Origin of the sequence: Nocardioides sp. zg-1308 (assembly GCF_013155375.1) — a bacterium.
In the GTDB taxonomy this organism is placed as follows: Bacteria; Actinomycetota; Actinomycetes; order Propionibacteriales; family Nocardioidaceae; genus Nocardioides; species Nocardioides renjunii.
This window is the reverse complement of sequence record NZ_JABJQY010000002.1, coordinates 1411359-1431262: the sequence shown is the minus strand read 5'-3', so window position 1 is coordinate 1431262 and position 19904 is coordinate 1411359. Positions and strand designations below refer to the sequence as shown.

18 protein-coding genes, 2 tRNA genes and 1 other RNA gene are annotated in these 19904 nt (G+C 71.8%); 10 read left to right on the top strand and 11 right to left on the bottom strand.

The window, feature by feature from the left end:
• Positions 1-19 precede the first annotated feature (19 nt).
• From HN031_RS08600 to HN031_RS08580, 5 genes are read left to right on the top strand one after another with little or no spacing between them, the layout of a single operon-like run.
• Positions 20-1282 (top strand): ABC transporter substrate-binding protein, encoded by a 1263-nt coding sequence (locus HN031_RS08600; RefSeq protein ID WP_172268917.1) that lies wholly within the window; start codon positions 20-22, stop codon positions 1280-1282.
• Entirely contained in the window at positions 1279-2271 is a 993-nt protein-coding gene (locus tag HN031_RS08595) for a carbohydrate ABC transporter permease (protein ID WP_172268914.1), read from the top strand. Before HN031_RS08600 ends, HN031_RS08595 begins: the two co-directional genes overlap by 4 nt.
• Positions 2268-3128, top strand: coding sequence for a carbohydrate ABC transporter permease (locus HN031_RS08590; protein WP_172268911.1), 861 nt, complete (start codon positions 2268-2270; stop codon positions 3126-3128). The genes HN031_RS08595 and HN031_RS08590 overlap by 4 nt, the downstream gene beginning before the upstream one ends.
• 24 nt (positions 3129-3152) lie before the next feature.
• Positions 3153-4187: an ArsA-related P-loop ATPase gene (locus tag HN031_RS08585; protein ID WP_367650703.1), complete on the top strand. Its 1035-nt coding sequence runs from the start codon at positions 3153-3155 to the stop codon at positions 4185-4187.
• Complete coding sequence (locus HN031_RS08580; protein ID WP_172268908.1) at positions 4184-5338, top strand: ArsA-related P-loop ATPase; 1155 nt, start codon at positions 4184-4186, stop codon at positions 5336-5338. Before HN031_RS08585 ends, HN031_RS08580 begins: the two co-directional genes overlap by 4 nt.
• A gap of 53 nt (positions 5339-5391) precedes the next feature.
• On the opposite strand, the gene HN031_RS08575 is transcribed toward HN031_RS08580, so the two are convergent.
• Positions 5392-5679 carry a WhiB family transcriptional regulator gene (locus HN031_RS08575; protein WP_172268905.1) on the bottom strand — a complete coding sequence of 96 codons (288 nt, stop codon included), beginning with the start codon at positions 5677-5679 and terminating at the stop codon, positions 5392-5394.
• A 195-nt stretch (positions 5680-5874) separates the two neighbouring features.
• Between HN031_RS08575 and HN031_RS08570 the strand changes: the two genes are divergently transcribed.
• Positions 5875-8232, top strand: a complete 2358-nt coding sequence (locus HN031_RS08570) for a transglycosylase domain-containing protein (RefSeq protein ID WP_172268902.1) — start codon at positions 5875-5877, stop codon at positions 8230-8232.
• Between the two features lie 29 nt (positions 8233-8261).
• Here the strand turns inward: HN031_RS08570 and HN031_RS08565 are convergent, their stop codons facing one another.
• Positions 8262-8720 (bottom strand): GatB/YqeY domain-containing protein, encoded by a 459-nt coding sequence (locus HN031_RS08565; protein ID WP_172268899.1) that lies wholly within the window; start codon positions 8718-8720, stop codon positions 8262-8264.
• 25 nt (positions 8721-8745) lie between these two features.
• Here HN031_RS08565 and HN031_RS08560 point away from each other — a divergent pair, with 25 nt between their 5' ends.
• From HN031_RS08560 to HN031_RS08550, 3 genes are all read left to right on the top strand, one after another.
• A complete protein-coding gene (locus HN031_RS08560) occupies positions 8746-9684 on the top strand; it encodes a metallophosphoesterase (protein WP_172268896.1) in 939 nt (312 codons plus the stop codon).
• 7 nt (positions 9685-9691) lie between these two features.
• Positions 9692-10336 carry a dihydrofolate reductase family protein gene (locus HN031_RS08555; protein ID WP_172268893.1) on the top strand — a complete coding sequence of 215 codons (645 nt, stop codon included), beginning with the start codon at positions 9692-9694 and terminating at the stop codon, positions 10334-10336.
• Between the two features lie 117 nt (positions 10337-10453).
• Positions 10454-10527 (top strand) — tRNA-Pro (locus HN031_RS08550).
• Between the two features lie 99 nt (positions 10528-10626).
• On the opposite strand, the gene HN031_RS08545 is transcribed toward HN031_RS08550, so the two are convergent.
• From HN031_RS08545 to ffs, 7 genes are all read right to left on the bottom strand, one after another.
• Positions 10627-11667, bottom strand: coding sequence for an aspartate-semialdehyde dehydrogenase (locus HN031_RS08545; protein WP_172268888.1), 1041 nt, complete (start codon positions 11665-11667; stop codon positions 10627-10629).
• Positions 11668-11791: 124 nt separating this feature from the next.
• Entirely contained in the window at positions 11792-13090 is a 1299-nt protein-coding gene (locus tag HN031_RS08540) for an aspartate kinase (RefSeq protein ID WP_172268885.1), read from the bottom strand.
• Between the two features lie 89 nt (positions 13091-13179).
• Entirely contained in the window at positions 13180-13758 is a 579-nt protein-coding gene (locus tag HN031_RS08535; protein WP_172268882.1) for a DUF5063 domain-containing protein, read from the bottom strand.
• Positions 13755-14351 carry a recombination mediator RecR gene (gene recR / locus HN031_RS08530; RefSeq protein ID WP_172268879.1) on the bottom strand — a complete coding sequence of 199 codons (597 nt, stop codon included), beginning with the start codon at positions 14349-14351 and terminating at the stop codon, positions 13755-13757. The genes HN031_RS08535 and recR overlap by 4 nt, the downstream gene beginning before the upstream one ends.
• A 10-nt stretch (positions 14352-14361) precedes the next feature.
• Positions 14362-14748: a YbaB/EbfC family nucleoid-associated protein gene (locus HN031_RS08525; RefSeq protein WP_172268876.1), complete on the bottom strand. Its 387-nt coding sequence runs from the start codon at positions 14746-14748 to the stop codon at positions 14362-14364.
• 64 nt (positions 14749-14812) lie between these two features.
• A complete protein-coding gene (locus HN031_RS08520; protein ID WP_367650702.1) occupies positions 14813-17062 on the bottom strand; it encodes a DNA polymerase III subunit gamma and tau in 2250 nt (749 codons plus the stop codon).
• Positions 17063-17154: 92 nt separating this feature from the next.
• Positions 17155-17244: signal recognition particle sRNA small type (ffs, locus tag HN031_RS08515), an RNA gene on the bottom strand.
• Positions 17245-17348: 104 nt separating this feature from the next.
• Here ffs and HN031_RS08510 point away from each other — a divergent pair.
• Positions 17349-17433: transfer RNA gene (locus tag HN031_RS08510), tRNA-Ser, on the top strand.
• A 51-nt stretch (positions 17434-17484) separates the two neighbouring features.
• Here HN031_RS08510 and HN031_RS08505 read toward each other — a convergent pair.
• Entirely contained in the window at positions 17485-18786 is a 1302-nt protein-coding gene (locus HN031_RS08505; protein ID WP_172268870.1) for a UDP-N-acetyl glucosamine 2-epimerase, read from the bottom strand.
• Positions 18787-18815: 29 nt separating this feature from the next.
• The gene (locus HN031_RS08500; RefSeq protein WP_172268867.1) at positions 18816-19883 is read right to left on the bottom strand and encodes a sugar phosphate nucleotidyltransferase; all 1068 of its coding nucleotides are present in this window, start codon (positions 19881-19883) and stop codon (positions 18816-18818) included.
• Between the last annotated feature and the right edge of the window lie 21 nt (positions 19884-19904).

Sequence of the window (19904 nt, the reverse complement as noted above, 5' to 3'; positions counted from 1 at the left end):
CTATCGAAGGGTTCGCCACATGCGCCGATCGCACATCCTCCCCGCGGCGGCGGTGCTGCTCGTCACGACCGCGTGCACCGGCACCGGCGGCGGGTCCTCCGACGACGGCGGCGACCCGCAGTCGATCATCTGGCTGATCGAGGAGCCGGAGGACGCGGAGGCGCTCCAGGCCCTGAAGGACCACGTCGCGACCTTCACCGAGGAGTCGGGCATCGAGGTGGAGGTCAACTCACTGCCGCTCGACAACATGCGCACGGTCCTGCAGACCCAGCTGCGCTCCGGCGAGGGCCCCGACGTCTTCAGCTGGGGATCCGGTCCGGGCTTCGGCGGCGCGCTCGCCGAGGCGGGCCTGCTGCACGACCTCACCCAGGAGTACGAGGACCGCGGCTGGGAGGTCTACGACTTCGCCCGCGACCGGGTCACCTTCGACGGCAAGGTCTACGGCGTGCCGGGCGAGATGGAGACCATCGGGATCTTCTACAACAAGGACGCCCTCGCCGACCTCGGGCTGTCCGAGCCGCAGAGCCTCGGGGACCTCGAGGCCGCCTCCGAGGCGATCGCCGAGGCGGGCACGATCCCGATGGCCGTCGGCGACAAGGAGGGCTGGGAGGGCGGCCACCTGCTGAGCATGGCCCTGTCCAGCACCGCCGGCCCCGAGACGGCGGAGGCCGTCATCACCGGCGAGGAGTCGTGGGACTCCCCCGAGGTGGCCCAGGCCTTCGAGCTGTGGCGTGACTACAACGAGCAGGGCTTCCTCCCGGAGTCCCCCACGTCGGTCGACTACGACACCTCGATCTCGATGTTCTACTCCGGCGAGGCCGCGATGATCCCCACCGGCAGCTGGCTGGTCGGCGAGATCGACGACAACGTCGACTTCGAGGTCGGCTTCATCCCGTTCCCGGCCCCCGACGGTCCCGGTGTCTTCACCGGCGGCCTCGGCTCCGGCCCCTACGTCTCCGCCGGCACCTCCAAGACCGAGGCGGCGGTCGAGTTCGTCGACTTCCTCGCCTCCCCCGAGCACGGCGAGTGGACGGTGGAGAACCTCCACACGATCCCGCCCGTGCCCGTCGACACCGAGGGCCTCGACGTCTCACCGCTCTTCGCGCAGGTCCTCGAGGACACCGCCACGCTCGGCAGCAGCGGCGAGTTCGGGCAGAACATCGACGTGCTGGTCTCCGACGCCGTCAACGAGGCGATGTACGACGGGTTCCAGGGCGTGCTGACCGGCCAGACCACGCCGGAGGACGCCGCCAGCGGCATGGCGGCCGCGGCGGACCAGTGAGCGGGCCGGCCCCCGCCGCGACGGTCGCGCCACCTCCCGCACCGGCACCGCGCCGTCGCGGTCGGCGCGCCCCGTCCTACGCGTACGTCGCCCCGCCGGCCACCCGGCGCGCGCAGCGGCGGCTCGGCATCGTCTTCGTGCTGCCCCTGGTGGCGATGGTGGCCGTCTTCCTGCTCCTGCCGATGGCCAGCGCCGTCTACTACGTCTTCGTCGACTTCAACGGGATCAACCCGCAGCCGCCGTTCGTCGGGCTCGCCAACATCACCGAGGTCTTCGGCGACCCCGAGGTCTACGACGCACTGTGGAACAACGTCATCTGGATCGTCATCGGCACCCTCGCGCCGCTGCTCCTCGGCCTCGGGCTCGCGCTGCTGCTGACGCAGGTGCGGCGGGGCAGCGTGTTCTACCGCACCGTCTTCTTCGTGCCCTTCGTGCTGCCCCAAGTGGCCGTGGGCGTGGTCTGGGGCTGGATCTACGCGCCGTCGCGCGGCTGGCTCAACAACGTCCTCGAGGCCGTCGGCCTCGACGCCTTCACCACCGGCTGGCTGGGCAACCCCGACACCGCGCTGTACGCCGTCCTCGCGACGGCGGTGTGGTCGCAGGTGGGCTTCGTCTTCGTGATCTTCCTGTCGGCGCTGCGCAACGTCGACGTGGACCTCGTCGACGCGGCGAGGCTCGACGGCGCCAACGGCGGGCAGCGCCTGCGCCACGTCGTCCTCCCGCAGATCATGCCGGTGCTGCTGATGGTCTTCACCATCACGCTGCTCGGCGGGTTCAGCGTCTTCGACATCATCTTCGTGATGACCGGGGGCGGCCCGGCCGGTGCCACCGAGGTGCTCGGCACGTACGCCTACAGCAGCGCGTTCCAGCTCAACCGCATCAGCTACGGCACGACCCTCGCGCTGCTGATCACCGTCATGGCCATCCCGTTCGCGGTGTGGCTCAACCGGCTGCAGCGCCGGACGTCGCTCGAGGGGGGAGCCACGTGAGCCGCGGGGTCCCCCAGGGCCGTCCCCGCACCTCGCGCGCCTGGGCCGGACTGGGCGCCCGCCACCTGGTGCTCGGGATCACCGCGGCGATCATGCTGTTCCCGATCGTGCTCACCGTCTCCACGGCCCTCAAGACGCCGGGCGACGTCAAGGTCAACCCGTTCGGCCTCTTCACGTCCTTCTCCACGGCCAACATCGAGTCGGCGTGGACCACCGGCGCCTTCAGCAGCTACGTCCTCAACAGCTTCCTGCTCTCGGTGCCGAGCACCGCGCTGGTGGTCGTGCTGTCCACCCTCGGCGGGTACGCCTTCGCGCGGCTGCCGTTCCCGGGACGCGACCTGGCCTTCTACCTCGTCGTGGTGGGGCTGCTGGTCCCGTTCTTCACCTACATGATCCCGCTCTACTTCCAGCTGCGCGGGATGGGCCTGCTGGACAGCCTGGTGGGGACCAACCTCGTCCTGGCCAGCACCGGGTTGTCGTTCGGCACGTTCTTCATGCGGGCGTTCTACTCCGACCTGCCCACCGAGCTCGAGCAGGCGGCCCGGATGGACGGCGCCTCGGAGTGGCAGATCTTCCTGCGGGTCATGCTGCCGCTCACCACCTCGGCGGTGGGCGCGCTCGCGGTGTTCACGTTCCTGCAGAACTGGAACAACTTCCTCGTGCCGCTGCTCTACATCCCCAGCGGCGAGTACCGGCCCCTCACCACCGGGCTCTACCTGTTCCTCGGCGGGCGCTCGGTCGACATCGGTCCCCTGGCCGCGGGCACCCTCATCACGATCCTGCCCGTGCTGGTCCTCTTCGTGACCATGCAGCGCCAGGTGACCCAGGGCTTCCTGTCCGGTGCCGTCAAGGGGTAGGCACCCGATGGCTACGCTCGACCCGTGACCGCCCACCCCGACCGGACCGTCGACTGGCCGCGCGTGGCGCTCCACGTGGTCACCGGCAAGGGCGGGACGGGCAAGTCGACCGTGGCCGCGGCGCTCGCGCTGGCGCTGGCGTCGTCGGGCCGCAACGTCCTGCTCTGCGAGGTCGAGGGACGCCAGGGCATCGCCCGGATGTTCGACGTCGACCCGCTGCCCTACGAGGAGCGCCGGATCTCCAAGGGCGCCCCCGACGCGACCGGACGTGCCGGCCAGGTGCACGCGCTGCACATCGACCCGGAGTCAGCGCTGCTGGAGTACCTCGCGATGTACTACCGGCTCGGCCGGGCGGGCAAGGCGCTCGACCGGTTCGGCGTCATCGACTTCGCGACCACGGTCGCCCCCGGCGTCCGCGACGTGCTCCTCACCGGCAAGGTCTACGAGGCGGTGCAGCGCCCGCGCCGGCCGGAGAAGGGCCGCAACACCGGCGTGCTCACGTACGACGCGGTCGTCCTCGACGCCCCGCCGACCGGCCGGATCTCGCAGTTCCTCGGGGTCAACTCCGAGGTCGCTGGCCTCGCCAAGGTGGGCCCGGTGAAGACCCAGGCCGACAAGGTGATGGAGCTGCTGCGCTCCCCGCGCACCGCCGTGCACCTGGTGACGATCCTGGAGGAGATGCCGGTGCAGGAGACGTCCGACGGCATCGCCGAGCTGCGGGCCGCGGGCCTGCCCGTCGGCGGGGTCGTGGTCAACCTGGTCCGCCCGCAAGCGCTCAGCCCGGGTGCGCTGGCGCAGGTGCGCGGCGACGCGGTCGACCCGACGGCGGTGATCTCGGACCTCAAGCGTGCCAACGTCGACGTCGACGCGGAGCTGGTGCGGTCCCTGGTCGAGGAGGCGCACGACCACGCCGTACGCCGGCGCCTCGAGGACGGGCAGCGCGAGCTCGTGCTCGCCGAGGGCGTGCCCACCTACGAGCTGCCCCGGCTCGCCTCGGGGATCGACCGGGGCGCGCTCGTCGAGCTGGCCCAGATGCTGCGCAACCAGGGGATGGCATGAGCACCACTCGCACGGCGCAGCACACGGCGCCCGTCCTCGACGTCGACGCCCTGCTCGACGACCGCTCCACCGAGATCATCGTGTGCTGCGGGTCCGGTGGGGTCGGCAAGACCACGACATCGGCAGCGCTCGCCCTGCGGGCCGCGGAGCGCGGGCGCAAGGTCGTCGTCCTCACGATCGACCCGGCCCGTCGGCTGGCGCAGTCCATGGGGATCGAGCAGCTCGACAACACCCCGCGGCCCGTGCCCGCCGTGGACGCGTCCGCGGGCGGGTCGCTCGACGCGATGATGCTCGACATGAAGCGCACCTTCGACGAGGTCGTCGAGGCGCAGGCCAGCCCGGAGAAGGCCCGGCAGATCCTGGAGAACCCGTTCTACGTCGCCCTGTCGAGCTCGTTCGCCGGGACCCAGGAGTACATGGCGATGGAGAAGCTGGGCCAGCTGCACCGCCAGGCGCTCGCCGACGGCCGGCACGACCTCATCGTGGTCGACACGCCGCCGTCACGCTCGGCGCTCGACTTCCTCGACGCCCCCGAGCGGCTCTCCAGCTTCCTCGACGGACGCCTCATCCGGCTGCTGCTGGCGCCGGCGCGCGGGCCCGCCCGGCTGATGAGCGCCGGCTTCTCGATGATCACCGGCGCGCTGACCAAGGTCCTCGGCGGGCACCTGCTGCGCGACGTGCAGACGTTCGTCGCCGCGCTCGACACGCTGTTCGGCGGCTTCCGCCAGCGCGCGGAGAAGACGTTCGCGCTGCTGCAGGCCGACGAGACGGCGTTCCTCGTGGTCGCCTCGCCCGAGCCCGACGCGCTGCGCGAGGCGGCGTACTTCGTCGACCGGCTCACCGACGACGAGATGCCGCTGGCCGGCCTGGTGGTCAACCGCGCCGTCCCGTCGCTGAGCACCGGGCTCTCGGCGGAGGAGGCGATCGCCGCCGCCGACCGGCTGCGGAGCCAGGACTCGTCCTCGCTCACGGCCGGGCTGCTCCAGCTGCACGCCGACCGCGTCCGCATCATCGAGCGCGAGCAGCACCTGCGCGACCGCTTCGCCGCGTCCTACCCGCAGGTGCCGACGGCGGTCGTGCCGGCGATGGCCGGCGACGTCCACGACCTGGCCGGGCTGCGCGCGATCGGCGACAGCCTCGCCCGGACGTAGCCGGGCCGACGGACCGAGCGGCGACGACAGGCGTCGACGGCTCAGCCGACGGCTCAGGCGTTGACGGAGGGCGCCTCGACCTTGGTGCGCGCGGTCTCCAGGATGGAGCGCCACGACGAGCCGGGACGGCGGCGGAGCAGCGCACGGCGCTCACGCTCGGTCATGCCGCCCCAGACGCCCCACTCGATCTGGTTGTCCAGAGCCTCGGCCAGGCACTCGGTCCGCACGGGGCAGCCCGCGCACACCTGCTTGGCCTTGTTCTGCTCGGCGCCGCGCACGAAGAGCGCGTCCGGCGTGTCGCCCTTGCAAGCGGCGCGTGATGCCCAGTCCTCGACCCACATAGTCAAAATCCCCACGGTGTGTGTGAGCTGGTCGGCCGCCCCCATAGCGGCCATCCCCGACTCGAGTAGAAAAGTAAACGAAATGCCGGTCGCCCCGGCAGGGCCAGGTGGTCCAATTCGAGTAGTCCGATGTGACTATCTGCCTGCGCACGCATGATTGATGGTGGTAGGCCCTCGCCCCGTACTCTGGTGACCATGTCTTCCCGCCCGCAGCGCCCCCACGGACGCCCCGACGCCGGCCGTGTGGCCTCCCACCTCGCCGTGATGGGTGCCGTCGCGGTCGTCATGGGCGTCCTCGCCGCCTGCCTCGCCATCCCATTCGCGGGCCTCGTCGGCGTGGCCGCGAAGGACGTCAGCAAGGGCATGGTCAACCTGCCGGAGTCGATCGAGGCCAAGGACCTGTCGCAGAAGACGCGGATCTACGACGTCAACGGCAACCTGATCGCCTCGCTCTACGACCAGAACCGGATCAACGTCCCGCTGAGCTCGATCTCGCGGCCGATGGTCAAGGCGATCGTCGCGATCGAGGACTACCGCTTCTACGACCACGGTGCGCTCGACCTCAAGGGCACGCTGCGCGCGTTCATCACCAACCAGGCCAACGGCGGCTCGGTGCAGGGCGGGTCGTCGATCACCCAGCAGATGGTCAAGCAGACGCTGCTCTACCAGGCGGAGACCGACGAGGAGCGCAAGGCCGCGACCGAGGAGACCTACGCGCGCAAGATCCGCGAGCTCCGCTACGCGATCGCCTTCGAGAAGAACCACACCAAGGACTGGATCCTCGAGCGCTACCTCAACATCGCCTACTTCGGCGACGGCGCCTTCGGCGTCCAGTCGGCCGCGCGGCACTTCTTCTCCAAGAACGCCAAGGATCTCAACCTCCTCGAGTCCGCGACGCTCGCCGGGCTCGTCAAGAACCCGGTCGGCTACGACCCGATCGACAACCCGGAGCGGGCCGAGAGCCGGCGCAACGTCGTCCTCGACCGGATGGCCCAGCTCGGCATCCTCACCGAGAAGAAGGCCGAGCGGCTCTCCAGCAAGCCGATCGGCAAGACGCTCAAGATCGAGACCTCGCCCAACGGCTGCCAGCAGTCCCGGGCGCCGTTCTTCTGCGACTACGTCGTCAACTGGCTGCTGAAGGACCCGGTCCTCGGCGACACGCCCAAGGAGCGTCGCCGCACGCTCAACAACGGCGGGCTGACGATCAACACCACGATCAACCTCGACATGCAGAAGGGCGCCGACGACGCGGTCTCGAGCCACGTCTTCCAGACCGACCAGGCCATCGGCGGTCTCGCCATGGTCGAGCCCGGCACCGGCGACGTCCGTGCGATCGCGCAGTCGCGCCCGATGGGCAAGGACAAGCAGGGCGGCGAGACCTACCTCAACTACGTGGTGCCGAAGAAGTACGGCGACGCCAACGGGTTCCAGGCCGGGTCGACGTTCAAGGTCTTCGTCCTCGCCGAGGCCATCAACCAGGGCATCCCACTGAGCACCACCATCAGCTCGCCGCAGGAGATGAACATCCCCGACGAGGCGTTCGAGAACTGCGACGGCCCCTACGCCGGTGACGGCGAGGGCTGGAACGTCTCCAACTCCACCGGCTCGGGCACGTTCGACCTCTACTCCGGCACGCAGCAGTCGGTGAACACCTTCTTCGCCCAGCTCGAGACCCAGACCGGGATGTGCGAGCCGCTGCGGCTCGCGGCCGACATGGGCGTGAAGGTCCCGCTGGCCCAGAAGGTGCCGTCGTGGATCCTCGGTGTCTCCGACAGCAACCCGCTCGAGATCGCCCAGGCCTACGCCACCTTCGCCGCCCGCGGCCTGCACTGCGAGCCGCGCCCGGTCACGCAGGTGCTCGACTCGTCCGGCCAGGTGCTCAAGGACTTCGCCCCCGACTGCGAGCAGGTGATGCCGGGTGCGACCGCCGACGCGGTGAACGACATCCTGCGCGGCGTGATGGAGCCCGGTGGGTTCGGCCAGAACATCGCCATCGACAAGCCGTCGGCCGGCAAGACCGGGACGAACCAGAACAACATGTCGGTGTGGTTCGCCGGCTACACGCCCACCATCTCGACGGCCGCGATGGTCGCCGGCGCCAACGAGTTCGGCGAGTGGGTGAGCCTCAACGGCCAGGTCGTCGGAGGCACCTACATCAGCGAGGCCTTCGGATCGACCGTCGCCGGACCCATCTGGGGTGACGCGATGGCCGCTGCGTCGCCGAACCTCCCCGACGAGGACTTCCAGGCCCCGCCCGGCGACGAGATCGCCGGCGTGCTGACCAGCGTCCCCGACGTGACCGGCCAGGCGGTCGAGGCGGCCACGGCCCAGCTCGAGGCGGCCGGCTTCACCGTCGCCGACGGCGGCCAGGTCAACTCGGAGGTCGAGGCCGGACTGGTGGCCTCCACGTCCCCCGAGGCCGGCACAGCGCTCAGCACGGGTGACACCGTGACGATCTACGGCTCCACCGGCTACGTCCCGCCGCCCGCCACCGAGGGCGGCAACGGCAACGGCAACGGCAACGGCAGGGGCCGCGGTCGCGGCCGCGGCTGACCCTCCGCCCCGACCTCGGCGGGCGGGCCTCAGCCCAGCTGGCGGCGTACCTCCGCGGCGACCGCGCCGCCGTCGGCGCGACCCTTGACCTGAGGCGTCACCACGCCCATCACCTTGCCCATCGCGCGCATGCCCTCGCTGGCTGCGCCGGTCTGCTCGACGGCCGCGGTGACGAGGTCGGCGATCTCGGCCTCGGTGAGCGGGGTCGGGAGGTACTCGGCGATCACGCGGCCCTCGGCGGCCTCCTTGGCGGCCATCTCGGCGCGGCCGCCCTCCTCGAAGGCGGTCGCGGCCTCCCGGCGGCGCTTCGCCTCGGTCGACAGCACGCCGAGGACGTCGTCGTCGGTGAGCTCGCGCGCCTCCTTGCCGGCGACCTCGGCGTTGGTGATGGACGTCAGCACCATCCGCAGGGTCGAGGACCGCAGCTCGTCACGCGCCTTGATGGCGGTGGTGAGGTCGGCGCGGAGACGGTCCTTCAGAGCACTCATGCGGCCATTGTGGCAGCCTTGCCGCATGGTCTCCCTCCCCCGCCCGGGCCGCGGCGTGGCCCGAGCGGCGACGCTGGCGGTGGCCGCGGGCGCCGGCCTCGCGTCGTACGCCGCGTGGGAGGCCCGGCAGTACACGCTGCGTCGGGTGAGCGTCCCGCTGCTGCCTCCCGGCCACGCCCCGCTGAAGGTGCTGCACCTCAGCGACATCCACATGGCCCCCGACCAGCGCGCCAAGCAGGAGTGGCTGCGCGGCCTGGCCGACCTGGGTCCCGACCTCGTCGTCAACACTGGTGACAACCTCGCCCACATGCGGTCCGTGCCGGTCGTCACGGATGCGCTGGGCGGCCTGCTCGACGTCCCCGGCGTCTACGTCCTCGGGTCCAACGACTACTACTCCCCCGGCATGCGCAACCCGCTGCGCTACCTCCTGCCCGACGACGGCAGGCGCAACACGCAGGTGCCGCAGCTGCCGTGGCCGGAGCTCAAGGAACGCTTCGGCTCCGCCGGCTGGCTCGACCTCACCAACGGGTTCGGGTCCCTCACAGTGGGCGGCACCACGATCGCGTTCGCGGGCGTGGACGACCCGCACCTCGGCTACGACGACCTCGACCGGGTCGCCGGGCCCGCCGACCCGGCGGCCGACGTGCGGCTCGGGGTCACCCACGCGCCGTACCTCCGCGTCCTCGACCAGCTCGCCCGGGACGGCTACGACGCGATCATCGCCGGGCACACGCACGGCGGCCAGGTGTGCCTGCCCACCCTCGGCGGGACGGGCCGGGCCCTGACCACCAACTGCGACCTCGAGCCGGCCCGGGCCCGCGGCCTGCACCGCCACCCCGCCGACTCGTCCCCCGGCGACGACGGCTCGGCGTGGCTCCACGTCTCGGCCGGCCTGGGCACCAACCCCTACGTCCGCTTCCGGGTGGCCTGCCGGCCGGAGGCGACCCTGCTGACCCTCACCTAGGAGAGCCATGTCGCTCGTGCGCGTCCACAACTTCTCGATCTCGCTCGACGGCTTCGGGGCGGGCGAGCCGCAGAGCCTCGAGACGCCGTTCGGCCACGCCGGGCAGCGCCTGCACGGGTGGATGATGGCCACGCGGTTCTGGGACCCGGCCACGGGCGGGGCGGGGGTCGACGACGTGTTCGCCGAGCGCCACAGCATCGGCATCGGCGCCGAGATCATGGGCGCGAACAAGTTCGGTCCCCCCGGCTGGCAGGACGACACCGACTGGCGCGGCTGGTGGGGTCCGAACCCGCCGTTCCACACACCGACGTACGTCCTCACGCACCGGCCGCGCCCGTCGCTGGAGATGGAGGGCGGCACCACCTTCCACTTCCTCGACGCCTCCCCGGCCGAGGCGCTGGCTGTCGCGACCGAGGCGGCGGGCGACCTCGACGTACGCCTCGGCGGGGGCGCGACCACGATCCGGGAGTTCCTCACCGCCGGCCTGGTCGACCACCTCCACCTGGTGCAGGTGCCGATCGTGCTGGGCCGCGGCACGCGCCTGTGGGACGGCCTGGAGGCCCTGGAGGACACCTACGACGTCGAGGCCGTGTCGTCGCCGAGCGGCGTGGTCCACCTGACGCTGGCGCGCCGGGCGGCGACGTCCGCCTGACGTCAGGTCTCGGTCCCAGCCCGCGGCGTCCACGCCGCCGGGGGCGATTTCGGGACGCCTCGACCGCTCCGGTATGCTCGCCCGCGTTGCCCGGGCCGGTTCCATCGACCCGGGCGGCGGGGTGTGGCGCAGCTTGGTAGCGCGCGTCGTTCGGGACGACGAGGCCGCAGGTTCAAATCCTGTCACCCCGACAGCCGGAGCTCCCGGACCCGTGATCGGGTCCGGGAGCTCCTGTCGTTCGTCCCCCCGCCCTCGGCCCGCGCCGCGTCATACGGAGCGGCGTCCGCCGATCAGCGAGCGGCAGCGATGAGCTCGGCGAGCTGCACCGTGTTGAGGGCGGCGCCCTTGCGCAGGTTGTCGTTGCTGATGAAGAGCGCGAGCCCGCGGTCGCCCGGCACGCCCTGGTCCTGCCGCAGGCGTCCGACGTAGGACGGGTCCTTGCCGGCGGCCTTGAGCGGGGTCGGTACGTCGTCGAGCTCGACGCCGGGGGTCGAGGCGAGGATCTCGCGGGCCCGCTGCGGCGTGATCGCCCGCTCGAACTCGGCGTTGACCGCCAGCGAGTGGCCGGTGAACACCGGGACGCGCACGCAGATGCCGGACACGAGCAGGTCGGGCAGGCCGAGGATCTTGCGGGACTCGTTGCGGAGCTTCTGCTCCTCGTCGGTCTCGCCCAGCCCGTCGTCGACGATGGACCCGGCGAGAGGCAGGACGTTGTAGGCGATGGGCTCGACGTAGGTCGCCGGCTCCGGGAACGTGATCGCCGAGCCGTCGTAGGCGAGCTCGCGGGCCTTGTCGCCCGCCGCCTCGACGCCGCGGGCGAGCTCCTCGACACCGGCGACCCCCGAGCCCGAGACGGCCTGGTAGGTGGAGACGATCAGGCGGCTCAGCCCGGCCTCGTCGTGCAGTGCCTTGAGCACCGGCATGGCGGCCATCGTCGTGCAGTTGGGGTTGGCGACGATGCCGCGCCCGGCCTCGATCACCGGCGCCATCGCGTCGGGGTTGACCTCCGAGACGACCAGCGGGATGTCGGGGTCCTTGCGGAAGGCGGAGGAGTTGTCGACGACGATCACGCCGGCGTCGACGAACCTCGGCACCAGCGCCCGGGAGGTCGTCGCGCCGGCCGAGAACAGCGCGATGTCCAGCCCGGCGGGGTCGGCGGTCGCCGCGTCCTCGACGGTGATGTCGCGGTCGCCGAACGGCAGCACGGTGCCCGCGGAGCGGGAGGAGGCGAAGAAGCGGACCTGGTCGGCCCGGAAGTCGCGCTCGAGCAGGATCTGCCGCATCGCGACGCCCACCTGTCCGGTGGCACCGACGATCCCCAGCGAAACCATCAGGACTCCATCTCGGCACGGGGTCCCCGCGCGGTTGTGGGCGGAGGAGCGAAGCGGAGGAGCACAGAACCGCGTGGGGTGTGCTGTCCGGTGGCGCCGACGATGCCGATGTTGACGCCCGCGCTCATCGGCCGGTCCCTCCGTAGACGACCGCCTCGACCTCGTCGGCGTCGAGGTCGAACGCCGTGTGCGTGGCGCGGACGGCGTCGTCGACGGCGTTCTCGTCGACGATGACGGAGATCCGGATCTCGGAGGTGGAGATCATGCCGATGTTGACGCCGGCCGAGGCGAGGGCGCCGAAGAACTTGGACGTGATGCCGGGGTGCGAGCGCATGCCGGCGCCGATGAGCGAGACCTTGCCGATCTTGTCGTCGTAGAGCAGCTTGTCGTAGCCGACCTCGGCCTGGATGCGGGCCAGCGCGGTCATCGCGGTCTGGCCGTCGGTCCGCGGCAGGGTGAAGGAGATGTCGGTGAGGCTGGTCGCCGCGGCCGAGATGTTCTGCACGATCATGTCGAGGTTGATCTGCGCGTCGGCGAGGGCCTCGAAGATGCGGGCCGCCTCGCCGACCTTGTCGGGCACGCCGACGACGGTGATCTTGGCCTCGCTGCGGTCGTGGGCGACGCCGGCGATGATGGGCTGCTCCATGGTGACTTCCTCGCTGGGTGCACTGAACTGGTCGGGGCGCGCGGGCGTGTCGACGACCCGGGTGCCCTCGAGCTGGCTGAACGACGAGCGGACGTGGATCGGGATGCCGTAGCGGCGGCCGTACTCCACGCAGCGCAGGTGCAGGATCTTGGCGCCGCAGGCGGCCAGCTCGAGCATCTCCTCGTAGGAGACGTGGTCGAGCTTGCGGGCGCTGGGCACGATGCGCGGGTCGGCGGTGAAGACGCCGTCGACGTCGGTGTAGATCTCGCACACGTCGGCCTCGAGCGCAGCGGCCAGGGCGACGGCGGTCGTGTCGGTGCCGCCACGACCCAGCGTGGTGATCTCCTTGGTGTCCGCCGACACGCCCTGGAACCCGGCGACGATCACGATGTGGCCCTCGCCGATCGCCTGGGTGATCCGGCCCGGCGTGACGTCGATGATCTTGGCCTTGCCGTGCACCGAGTCGGTGATGACGCCGGCCTGGGAGCCGGTGAACGACCTGGCGGTGAACCCGAGGTCGCTGATGGCCATCGCGACCAGCGCCATGGAGATGCGCTCGCCGGCGGTGAGCAGCATGTCCATCTCGCGCGCCGGCGGCAGCGGCGAGACGCCGGTGGCGAGGTCGACCAGGTCGTCGGTCGTGTCGCCCATGGCGGAGACGGCGACGACGACGTCGTGGCCGGACTTCTTGACCTCCACGATGCGCCGGGCGACGCGCTTGATGGCGTCGGCGTCGGCGAGCGAGGAGCCGCCGTACTTCTGCACGACAATGCCCACGGTGTGGTCCTCGGGGATCGGGGTGCGGCTCTCGGGCCGCGTCGGGATGGCGGGCCCGCGGCGCCGTTGCCGGCAGGCCGACCCCGATTCTACGGCTGCGTCCCCGGCTCGACCTCGAGCATCTCATCGGCGACCGCGACGGCCTCGGCGTTGGCCTCGAAGTCGGTGTCGAAGCGGTCGTGCGCGACGACCGTCAGCAGTGCGTTGAGCGCCGCCCCGGCGAGGTTGCCCCAGTTGTTGACGTAGGAGAACTGCCACCACCACAGGGCCTCGTCGACGTCGCCGGCGCGGTAGTGGCGCAGGCCGTTCTCGAGGTCGATGGCGATCGAGGCGAGGTCGTCGGAGAGCCGGCTCTCGACGACCTCCGGGACGAAGGGGTCGAAGACGAACGTGTAGGGGTCGATGCTGTCCAGCATGTCGGCGAGCCGCAGCCGCAGCTCGTCGATGTCGGCCTCCGGGCCGACGTCGGGCTGGAACTCCTCGCGGGGCGTGAAGTCGGTCTGCGCCCCGAGCCGCGCGCCGGCGAGCAGCACCTGGCTGATCTCGAGGAGCAGCAGCGAGACCGCCTCCGCGCCGTTGCCCTCGCGGGCGATCGCGCGCAGCGCGATCAGGAAGCTCGTCACCGAGTCGGCGATCTGCTCCTCGAACCTGATCTTCTCGACGCTCATTCGGCTGATCTCCTTCCGGCGAAAGCCCGCCCGAGCGTGACCTCGTCGGCGTACTCGAGGTCACCACCCACCGGCAGTCCACTCGCCAAGCGGGTCACGCGCAACCCCATCGGGAGGAGCAGTCGCGTGAGATAGGTCGCGGTGGCCTCGCCCTCGAGGTTGGGGTCGGTCGCGAGGATGACCTCGGTGACGGTGCCGTCGGCGAGCCGCGGCATCAGCTCCTTGACGTGGAGCTGGTCGGGTCCGATGCCGTCGATGGGCGAGATCGCCCCTCCGAGGACGTGGTAGCGGCCGCGGAACTCGCGGGTGCGCTCGATGGCCACGACGTCCTTGTACTCCTCCACGACGCACAGCACGCTGGGGTCGCGGCGCTCGTCACGGCAGATCCGGCACCGCTCGTCCTCGCTGACGTTGAAGCACGTCGAGCAGAACTTGACCCTGGCCTTGACCTCGATCAGGACGTCGGCGAGGCGGCGCACGTCGACGGGCTCGGCCTGGAGCAGGTGGAACGCGATGCGCTGGGCGCTCTTGGGCCCGACGCCGGGCAGCCGACCGAGCTCGTCGATCAGGTCCTGGACGACACCTTCGTACAACGACGTCGCCTCAGCCCAGGCTGGGCGGCTGGAAGCCGAGGCCGCCGCCGCCCGCGCCGCCCCCGAGGCCGTCGGTCAGCGGGCCCAGGGAGTCACCGGCGAGCGCCTCGGACTTGGCCCGCGCGTCGCGGTAGGCGGCCACGATGAGGTCGGAGAGGTCCGACAGGTCGTCGGGGTCGGTGCCGTCGAACTCACCGGAGCGGATCGTGACGCCCACCAGCTCGCCGACGCCGTTGGCCGTCACCGTGACGGCGCCGCCGGCGACGGTGCCCTCGACGGTCTGCTGGGCGAGGGCGGCCTGGGCCTCCTCGAGCTGCTGCTGCATCTGCTGCGCCTGCTGGAGGAGGGCGTTCATGTCGAAGCCGCCGCCGAGGGCGTCGAACGGGTTCTGGGTCATCGGGTCTCCCACGGGGGATCGGGTGCGCGGACGGGGATGGTGCGGGCGAGCAGGACGGTGCCGGTCAGTCGTTCCTGATCTCCTCGATCAGCTTGGCACCGAGGGTCTGGCTGAGCAGCGACTCGGTGTCGAGGGCGCCCGACTCGGCGTCCGGGTCGTCGGGGTCGACGTCGTCGTCGGCCGACCGCACGGGCTCCGACGGCTCGGGCGGACCCCCGGCGCGGGCAACCTGGAGCGCCTCGCGGGCCGGCGCCGCCGAGACCGAGGGCTGGGGCGCGGCCACGGGGGCCGGGGCGGCGTCGCCCGTCACCCAGGAGGGCGGGCCGTCGGGGGCCTCCTGGGCCGCGCCGCCGGGCGGCCGGCCGGCGAGGTCGGCCACGGACGGCGAGGTCGGGTCGGGGGACGGCGCGGTGGCCGACTGGCGCACGACCGGGGCCTCCGCGGCGGCGCCCGAGGGGTCGACGATCGACTCGACGCGCCAGTCCATGCCGACGATGTCGATGGCGGCCTGCCGCAGGATCTCGTCGCAGCCGCCGTTGACGAACGAGTCGCGGGCACCGGCGTTGGCGAAGCCCACGGTCAGGCGGGTGCCGTCGACGTCGACCACGTGGGCGTGCTGGGAGAGCACCATCCACGCGAGGCGGCGACGGTTCTTGGTCTGCTCGAGGATGTCCGGCCACAGGCGGCGTACGTCGACGAGGCTGAGGCCGCCGCGCGGACCGGCGGGCTGCTCGGCCACCGGGTCACCCGGGGCGGCCGAGGCCGCGGCGACCGGGGCCGGCTCGGCGACCACCGGCGGCGCCTGCGGACCGGGCTCCGACGAGGTCGCGGGGGACGGGGCGTGACCGTCAGCCGGCACCGCCGACGGCATCGGCGGGGGCGGCGGCGGGCCGTCGTCCCGGCCCTCCGCCGGCGCCGCGGTGGGGACCGGCGGCGGGGGTGCGGGCTCGTCGGACCGGGCCGGGGCGGGCCGTGACTGTGCGGGCACTGCCGCGGGCGTTACTGCAGGTGCCGTCGGGGTCGCTGCGGGAGGCGCCGCGTGGGTGGGCGCCGCCGGGGCGACGGGCTGCGGGAGGTCCGTCGCGGGCGCGGCCGCGGCGGGGACGGCCGCCGCGCGGGCCTGGGCGGCCGGGGTCGGCGCGCCGGTGACGTCGAGACGGCGCTCGAGGCGCTCGAGGCGGGCCATCACGCCCTCGGAGGTGTGGTCGGCCCCGGGCAGGAGCACCCGGGCGCACAGCAGCTCGAGCAGGAGCCGCGGAGCCGTCGCGCCGCGCATCTCGGTGAGGCCGGCGGCCACGATGTCGGCGGCACGGCTGAGCTCGATCGCGCCGAACCGGGCGGCCTGCGCGACGAGCCGCTCGCCCGCGTCCTCGGGGACGTCGATGAGCCCGGTGGCCGGGGCGCCGGGCACGGCGGTGACGATGACGAGGTCACGCAGCCGGCGCAGCAGGTCCTCGGTGAAGCGGCGGGGGTCCTGCCCGGTCTCGACGACCTTGTCGACCACGGAGAACACCGAGGCACCGTCGCGCGTCGCGAAGGCCTCGACGACCTCGTCGAGCAGCGAGTCGGGGGTGAAGCCGAGCAGGTCGGTCGTCAGCTTGTGGGTGACGCCGTCGGGGCCGGCGCCGCCGAGCAGCTGGTCGAGCACGGACAGGGTGTCGCGGGCCGAGCCGGCACCGGCGCGCACGACGAGCGGCAGGGCGGCCGGCTCGATGGCCACGCCCTCCTCGGTGGCGAGCTGGGAGAGGTAGTCGCTGAGCAGGCGCGGCGGGATGAGCCGGAAGGGGTAGTGGTGGGTGCGCGAGCGGATCGTCGGCAGTACCTTGTCGGGCTCGGTGGTGGCGAAGATGAACCGGAGGTGCGGCGGCGGCTCCTCGACGAGCTTGAGCAGCGCGTTGAAGGCCTGCGGCGTGACCATGTGGGCCTCGTCGATGATGTAGACCTTGTAGCGGTCGCGCACCGGCGCGAAGAACGCCTTCTCGCGCAGGTCGCGGGCATCGTCCACGCCGTTGTGGCTCGCCGCGTCGATCTCGATCACGTCGAGCGAGCCGGTGCCGCCGCGCGCGAGCTCGCGGCAGCTGTCGCACTCGCCGCACGGGTCGGAGACCGGCGCCTGGGCGCAGTTGAGCGCGCGGGCCAGGATGCGCGCCGAGGTGGTCTTGCCGCAGCCGCGGGGCCCGGAGAAGAGGTAGGCGTGGTTGACGCGGTTGGCGGCGAGGGCCGCGCGCAGGGGCTCCGTCACGTGGTCCTGCCCGATGACCTGCTGGAAGGTCTCGGGCCGGTAGCGGCGATAGAGCGCGAGCGGTGACTCCACGTCGTGAACCCTAACCGGGCGGACCCACAGTGCACACCGGGCGTGGCCCCCGGTCCGTCCCCGGTCCGTCCCCGTGCGAGCCCCGGACATGAAGAGGCCCCCCACGCACCCGTCAGAGCTCACTGACCCTTGCTGCCTTCCGGCCCTGGGGGATTGGGCGAGGTGACGCCGCGTGGGGGGTTGCCGGGAGTCTAGGCGAGCCGATGTCGGGCGCCCAAACCCGGGGACCGGCGGCGTCGGCGTACGCGATTTCACCGGCACCGGGGCGACCGGTACTCTCCTCGGCGGAGGTATCGCCTAGTGGCCTATGGCGCTCGCTTGGAAAGCGGGTTGGGTTAACGCCCTCGGGGGTTCGAATCCCCCTACCTCCGCCGACACGACGGCCCCGCACCTGCTGGTGCGGGGCCGTCGTCGTCCTCGGCTCAGCGCAGCTGGGCGCGCAGGCCGTAGCGCCACTCCTCCGAGATGAGCAGGCTGTTGTCGTCGAGGCGCCGCTCGACGGCGTCGACCAGCATCGCCGACGCCTTCTCCGGGTAGACCCGTTCCCACGACAGCTCGGCGCGGTGCTCGAAGACGTGGTGGATGACGCTGACCATGAGGTCCTTGTGGATCGGCGGCGCGAGGAAGTTGCTGCCGGCCAGGAAGGTCTCGGACCGGTCCGAGCCGAACCGCAGCGTCACGCAGGGCACCTCGAGGACGTTGGCCTCCTCCACGATGCTGCCGGAGTCGGTGACGATCACCGCGCACATCGACATCGCGGCGACCACGTCGAGGTAGCTGTCCCACACGGGCGTCGAGATCAGCGCGTCGCCGTACCTGGCCTCGAGGTCCTCGAGCCACTGGCGGCGGCCGAAGTTGTCGATGGCGGCCTCGGTGCCGAGGAGGCGGATGAACAGGACGTGGTGGCCCTGCTCGAGCAGCTCCTCCATCGCGTCCATCAGCAGGTTGAAGCGGTCACGGTTGGTGGTGTTCTCGCGGCGGTGCACGCAGAAGCGCAGGAACGACCCGTCGCCCATCTGCGGGTACTTCTGCAGGACCTGGTTCTTGTCGCTACCGGCGACCGCCTGCTGCAGCGCGTCGACCACCGAGTTGCCGACCACGTCGATGGCGGCCGGGGCGAAGCCCTCCTCGAGCAGGAACTCGCGGTTGAGCTCGACGGGCGCGGCGTGCAGGTCGGAGCCGGCGTCGGCGACGCGGGTGTTGAACTGCTCCGGCGAGGGCTCCCGGCTGCCCTTGGACCAGCTGGCGCGGTCGATCGACTGCTCGCGGAACGACGCCCAGTCCAGGTCGGCGCCCTGCTCCATCCAGCCGCGCAGGACCTCGGGCTTCGGCGAGAGCGTGCGCAGGCCGGCCTCCACGTGCACGAGCGCCTGCCGCTCGCCGAAGGTGGCCAGCGCGCCGGCCATGGCGGTGGTCGTGTCACCGTGCACGTAGGTGATCGGGAAGCCGCCGCGCTCGGCGAAGCCGCGCAGGTAGAGCGCCAGCTTGGCGGTGATCCCCGACACGAGGTCGTTGACCCCGCCGCGGACCTCGAGGTTGACGTCCTCGCGCACGCCGAACTCGTCGAGCATCGACTGCGAGAGGTTGTGGTCGTAGTGCTGGCCGGTGTGGCACAGCACCACGTCGTGCCCGCGGTTGCGCAGCTCGTGGTAGATCGGCGCCTGCTTGATGATGTCGGGCTTGGTGCCGACGACGACGATGTGCTGGCTGTTCTCGTGCGACATGGGTTCCTTCGCTGGGGAGCGGTGGGAGGTCAGAGGAGATCTTCGCGGGTGCTGGCCGCGAGGAGCGAACGCAGCCGCTCCAGGGTGGGGGTGTCGAGGGCCTTCTTCTTGTCGAGGACGTAGACGGCGTCCTCGTGGGTCACCACGATGAGCCCCCTCGCCCCGAGGGTCACGACCGGCCGGCCGTCCATGCTGGCGACCAGGACGTCCTCGGCGTCGAGCTGGAGCGCCGGGCCGATCGAGGTGACCCGCTGGTCGTGCAGCACGCGCTCGAGGCGCGTCCAGGTGCCGACGTCGGTCCAGCCGAGCCGGCGCGGGACCACCAGGCACTCCATCCCGGCCCACATCAGGGGGTAGATCTCGTGGCCGCCGATGGTGGCGCCGCGGTAGGCCTGGTCGGTGCCCTGGCTGCGGGCGAACCGCTCGATCGAGTCGAAGATCAGCGGGAGGGCGGTGCGGTAGGCCTCGCACGCCTGCCCCACGCGTACGCCGTAGCAGGCGGTGTTCCAGTAGAGCGACCCCGTGCCGGACAGCTCGTCGACGAGCTCCTGGTCGGGCTTCTCGTGGAAGGAGTCGATGACCTCGACGCTGCCGTCGCCGTCCTTGGTGTGGATGTAGCCCAGGCTCGGGTCGTACCTGCTGGGCTCGGCGCCGAGCACCACCATCGACTCGGGGGTCTTCTCCAGCTGCGCGAGCATGTCGCGGGACGCGGCGTTGAAGGCCTCCTCCTCGTTGATCAGGTGGTCGGAGGGGGCGATGAGGGCCGGCGCGTTGCCGTAGAGGTGCGTCAGGGTCGCGACGCTCAGCGCGAAGGCGGTCGCCGGACCGGCCGGGTCCTCCTCGAGGATCAGGTTCTCCGCGGGCACCGGCCCGAGGTTGGCGCGGGCCGCGTCGGCGAAGCGGGCGCGGGTGGAGACGTGGATGCGGCGGGGGTCGACGATCTCGCTGAGCCGCTCGATCGTGCCGGTGAGCAGCGGCCGGTCGCGCACGACGGGCTGGAACTGCTTCGGGGCGCGGTCACGGCTGATCGGCCACAGGCGCGAGCCCTGCCCGCCGGCCAGGATGACGGCAACGGGCTCGTCCGAGGTGTCGGTCATGGGGCGATTCCATCACGCCGC

Coding starts and splice junctions, on each gene's coding strand:
- HN031_RS08600 (WP_172268917.1), top strand. CDS start 20: ATGCGCCGATCGCACATCCTCCCCGCGGCGGCGGTGCTGCTCGTCACG.
- HN031_RS08580 (WP_172268908.1), top strand. CDS start 4,184: ATGAGCACCACTCGCACGGCGCAGCACACGGCGCCCGTCCTCGACGTC.
- HN031_RS08575 (WP_172268905.1), bottom strand. CDS start 5,679: ATGTGGGTCGAGGACTGGGCATCACGCGCCGCTTGCAAGGGCGACACG.
- HN031_RS08570 (WP_172268902.1), top strand. CDS start 5,875: ATGTCTTCCCGCCCGCAGCGCCCCCACGGACGCCCCGACGCCGGCCGT.
- HN031_RS08565 (WP_172268899.1), bottom strand. CDS start 8,720: ATGAGTGCTCTGAAGGACCGTCTCCGCGCCGACCTCACCACCGCCATC.
- HN031_RS08560 (WP_172268896.1), top strand. CDS start 8,746: ATGGTCTCCCTCCCCCGCCCGGGCCGCGGCGTGGCCCGAGCGGCGACG.
- HN031_RS08555 (WP_172268893.1), top strand. CDS start 9,692: ATGTCGCTCGTGCGCGTCCACAACTTCTCGATCTCGCTCGACGGCTTC.
- HN031_RS08545 (WP_172268888.1), bottom strand. CDS start 11,667: ATGGTTTCGCTGGGGATCGTCGGTGCCACCGGACAGGTGGGCGTCGCG.
- HN031_RS08535 (WP_172268882.1), bottom strand. CDS start 13,758: ATGAGCGTCGAGAAGATCAGGTTCGAGGAGCAGATCGCCGACTCGGTG.
- HN031_RS08525 (WP_172268876.1), bottom strand. CDS start 14,748: ATGACCCAGAACCCGTTCGACGCCCTCGGCGGCGGCTTCGACATGAAC.
- HN031_RS08505 (WP_172268870.1), bottom strand. CDS start 18,786: ATGTCGCACGAGAACAGCCAGCACATCGTCGTCGTCGGCACCAAGCCC.
- HN031_RS08500 (WP_172268867.1), bottom strand. CDS start 19,883: ATGACCGACACCTCGGACGAGCCCGTTGCCGTCATCCTGGCCGGCGGG.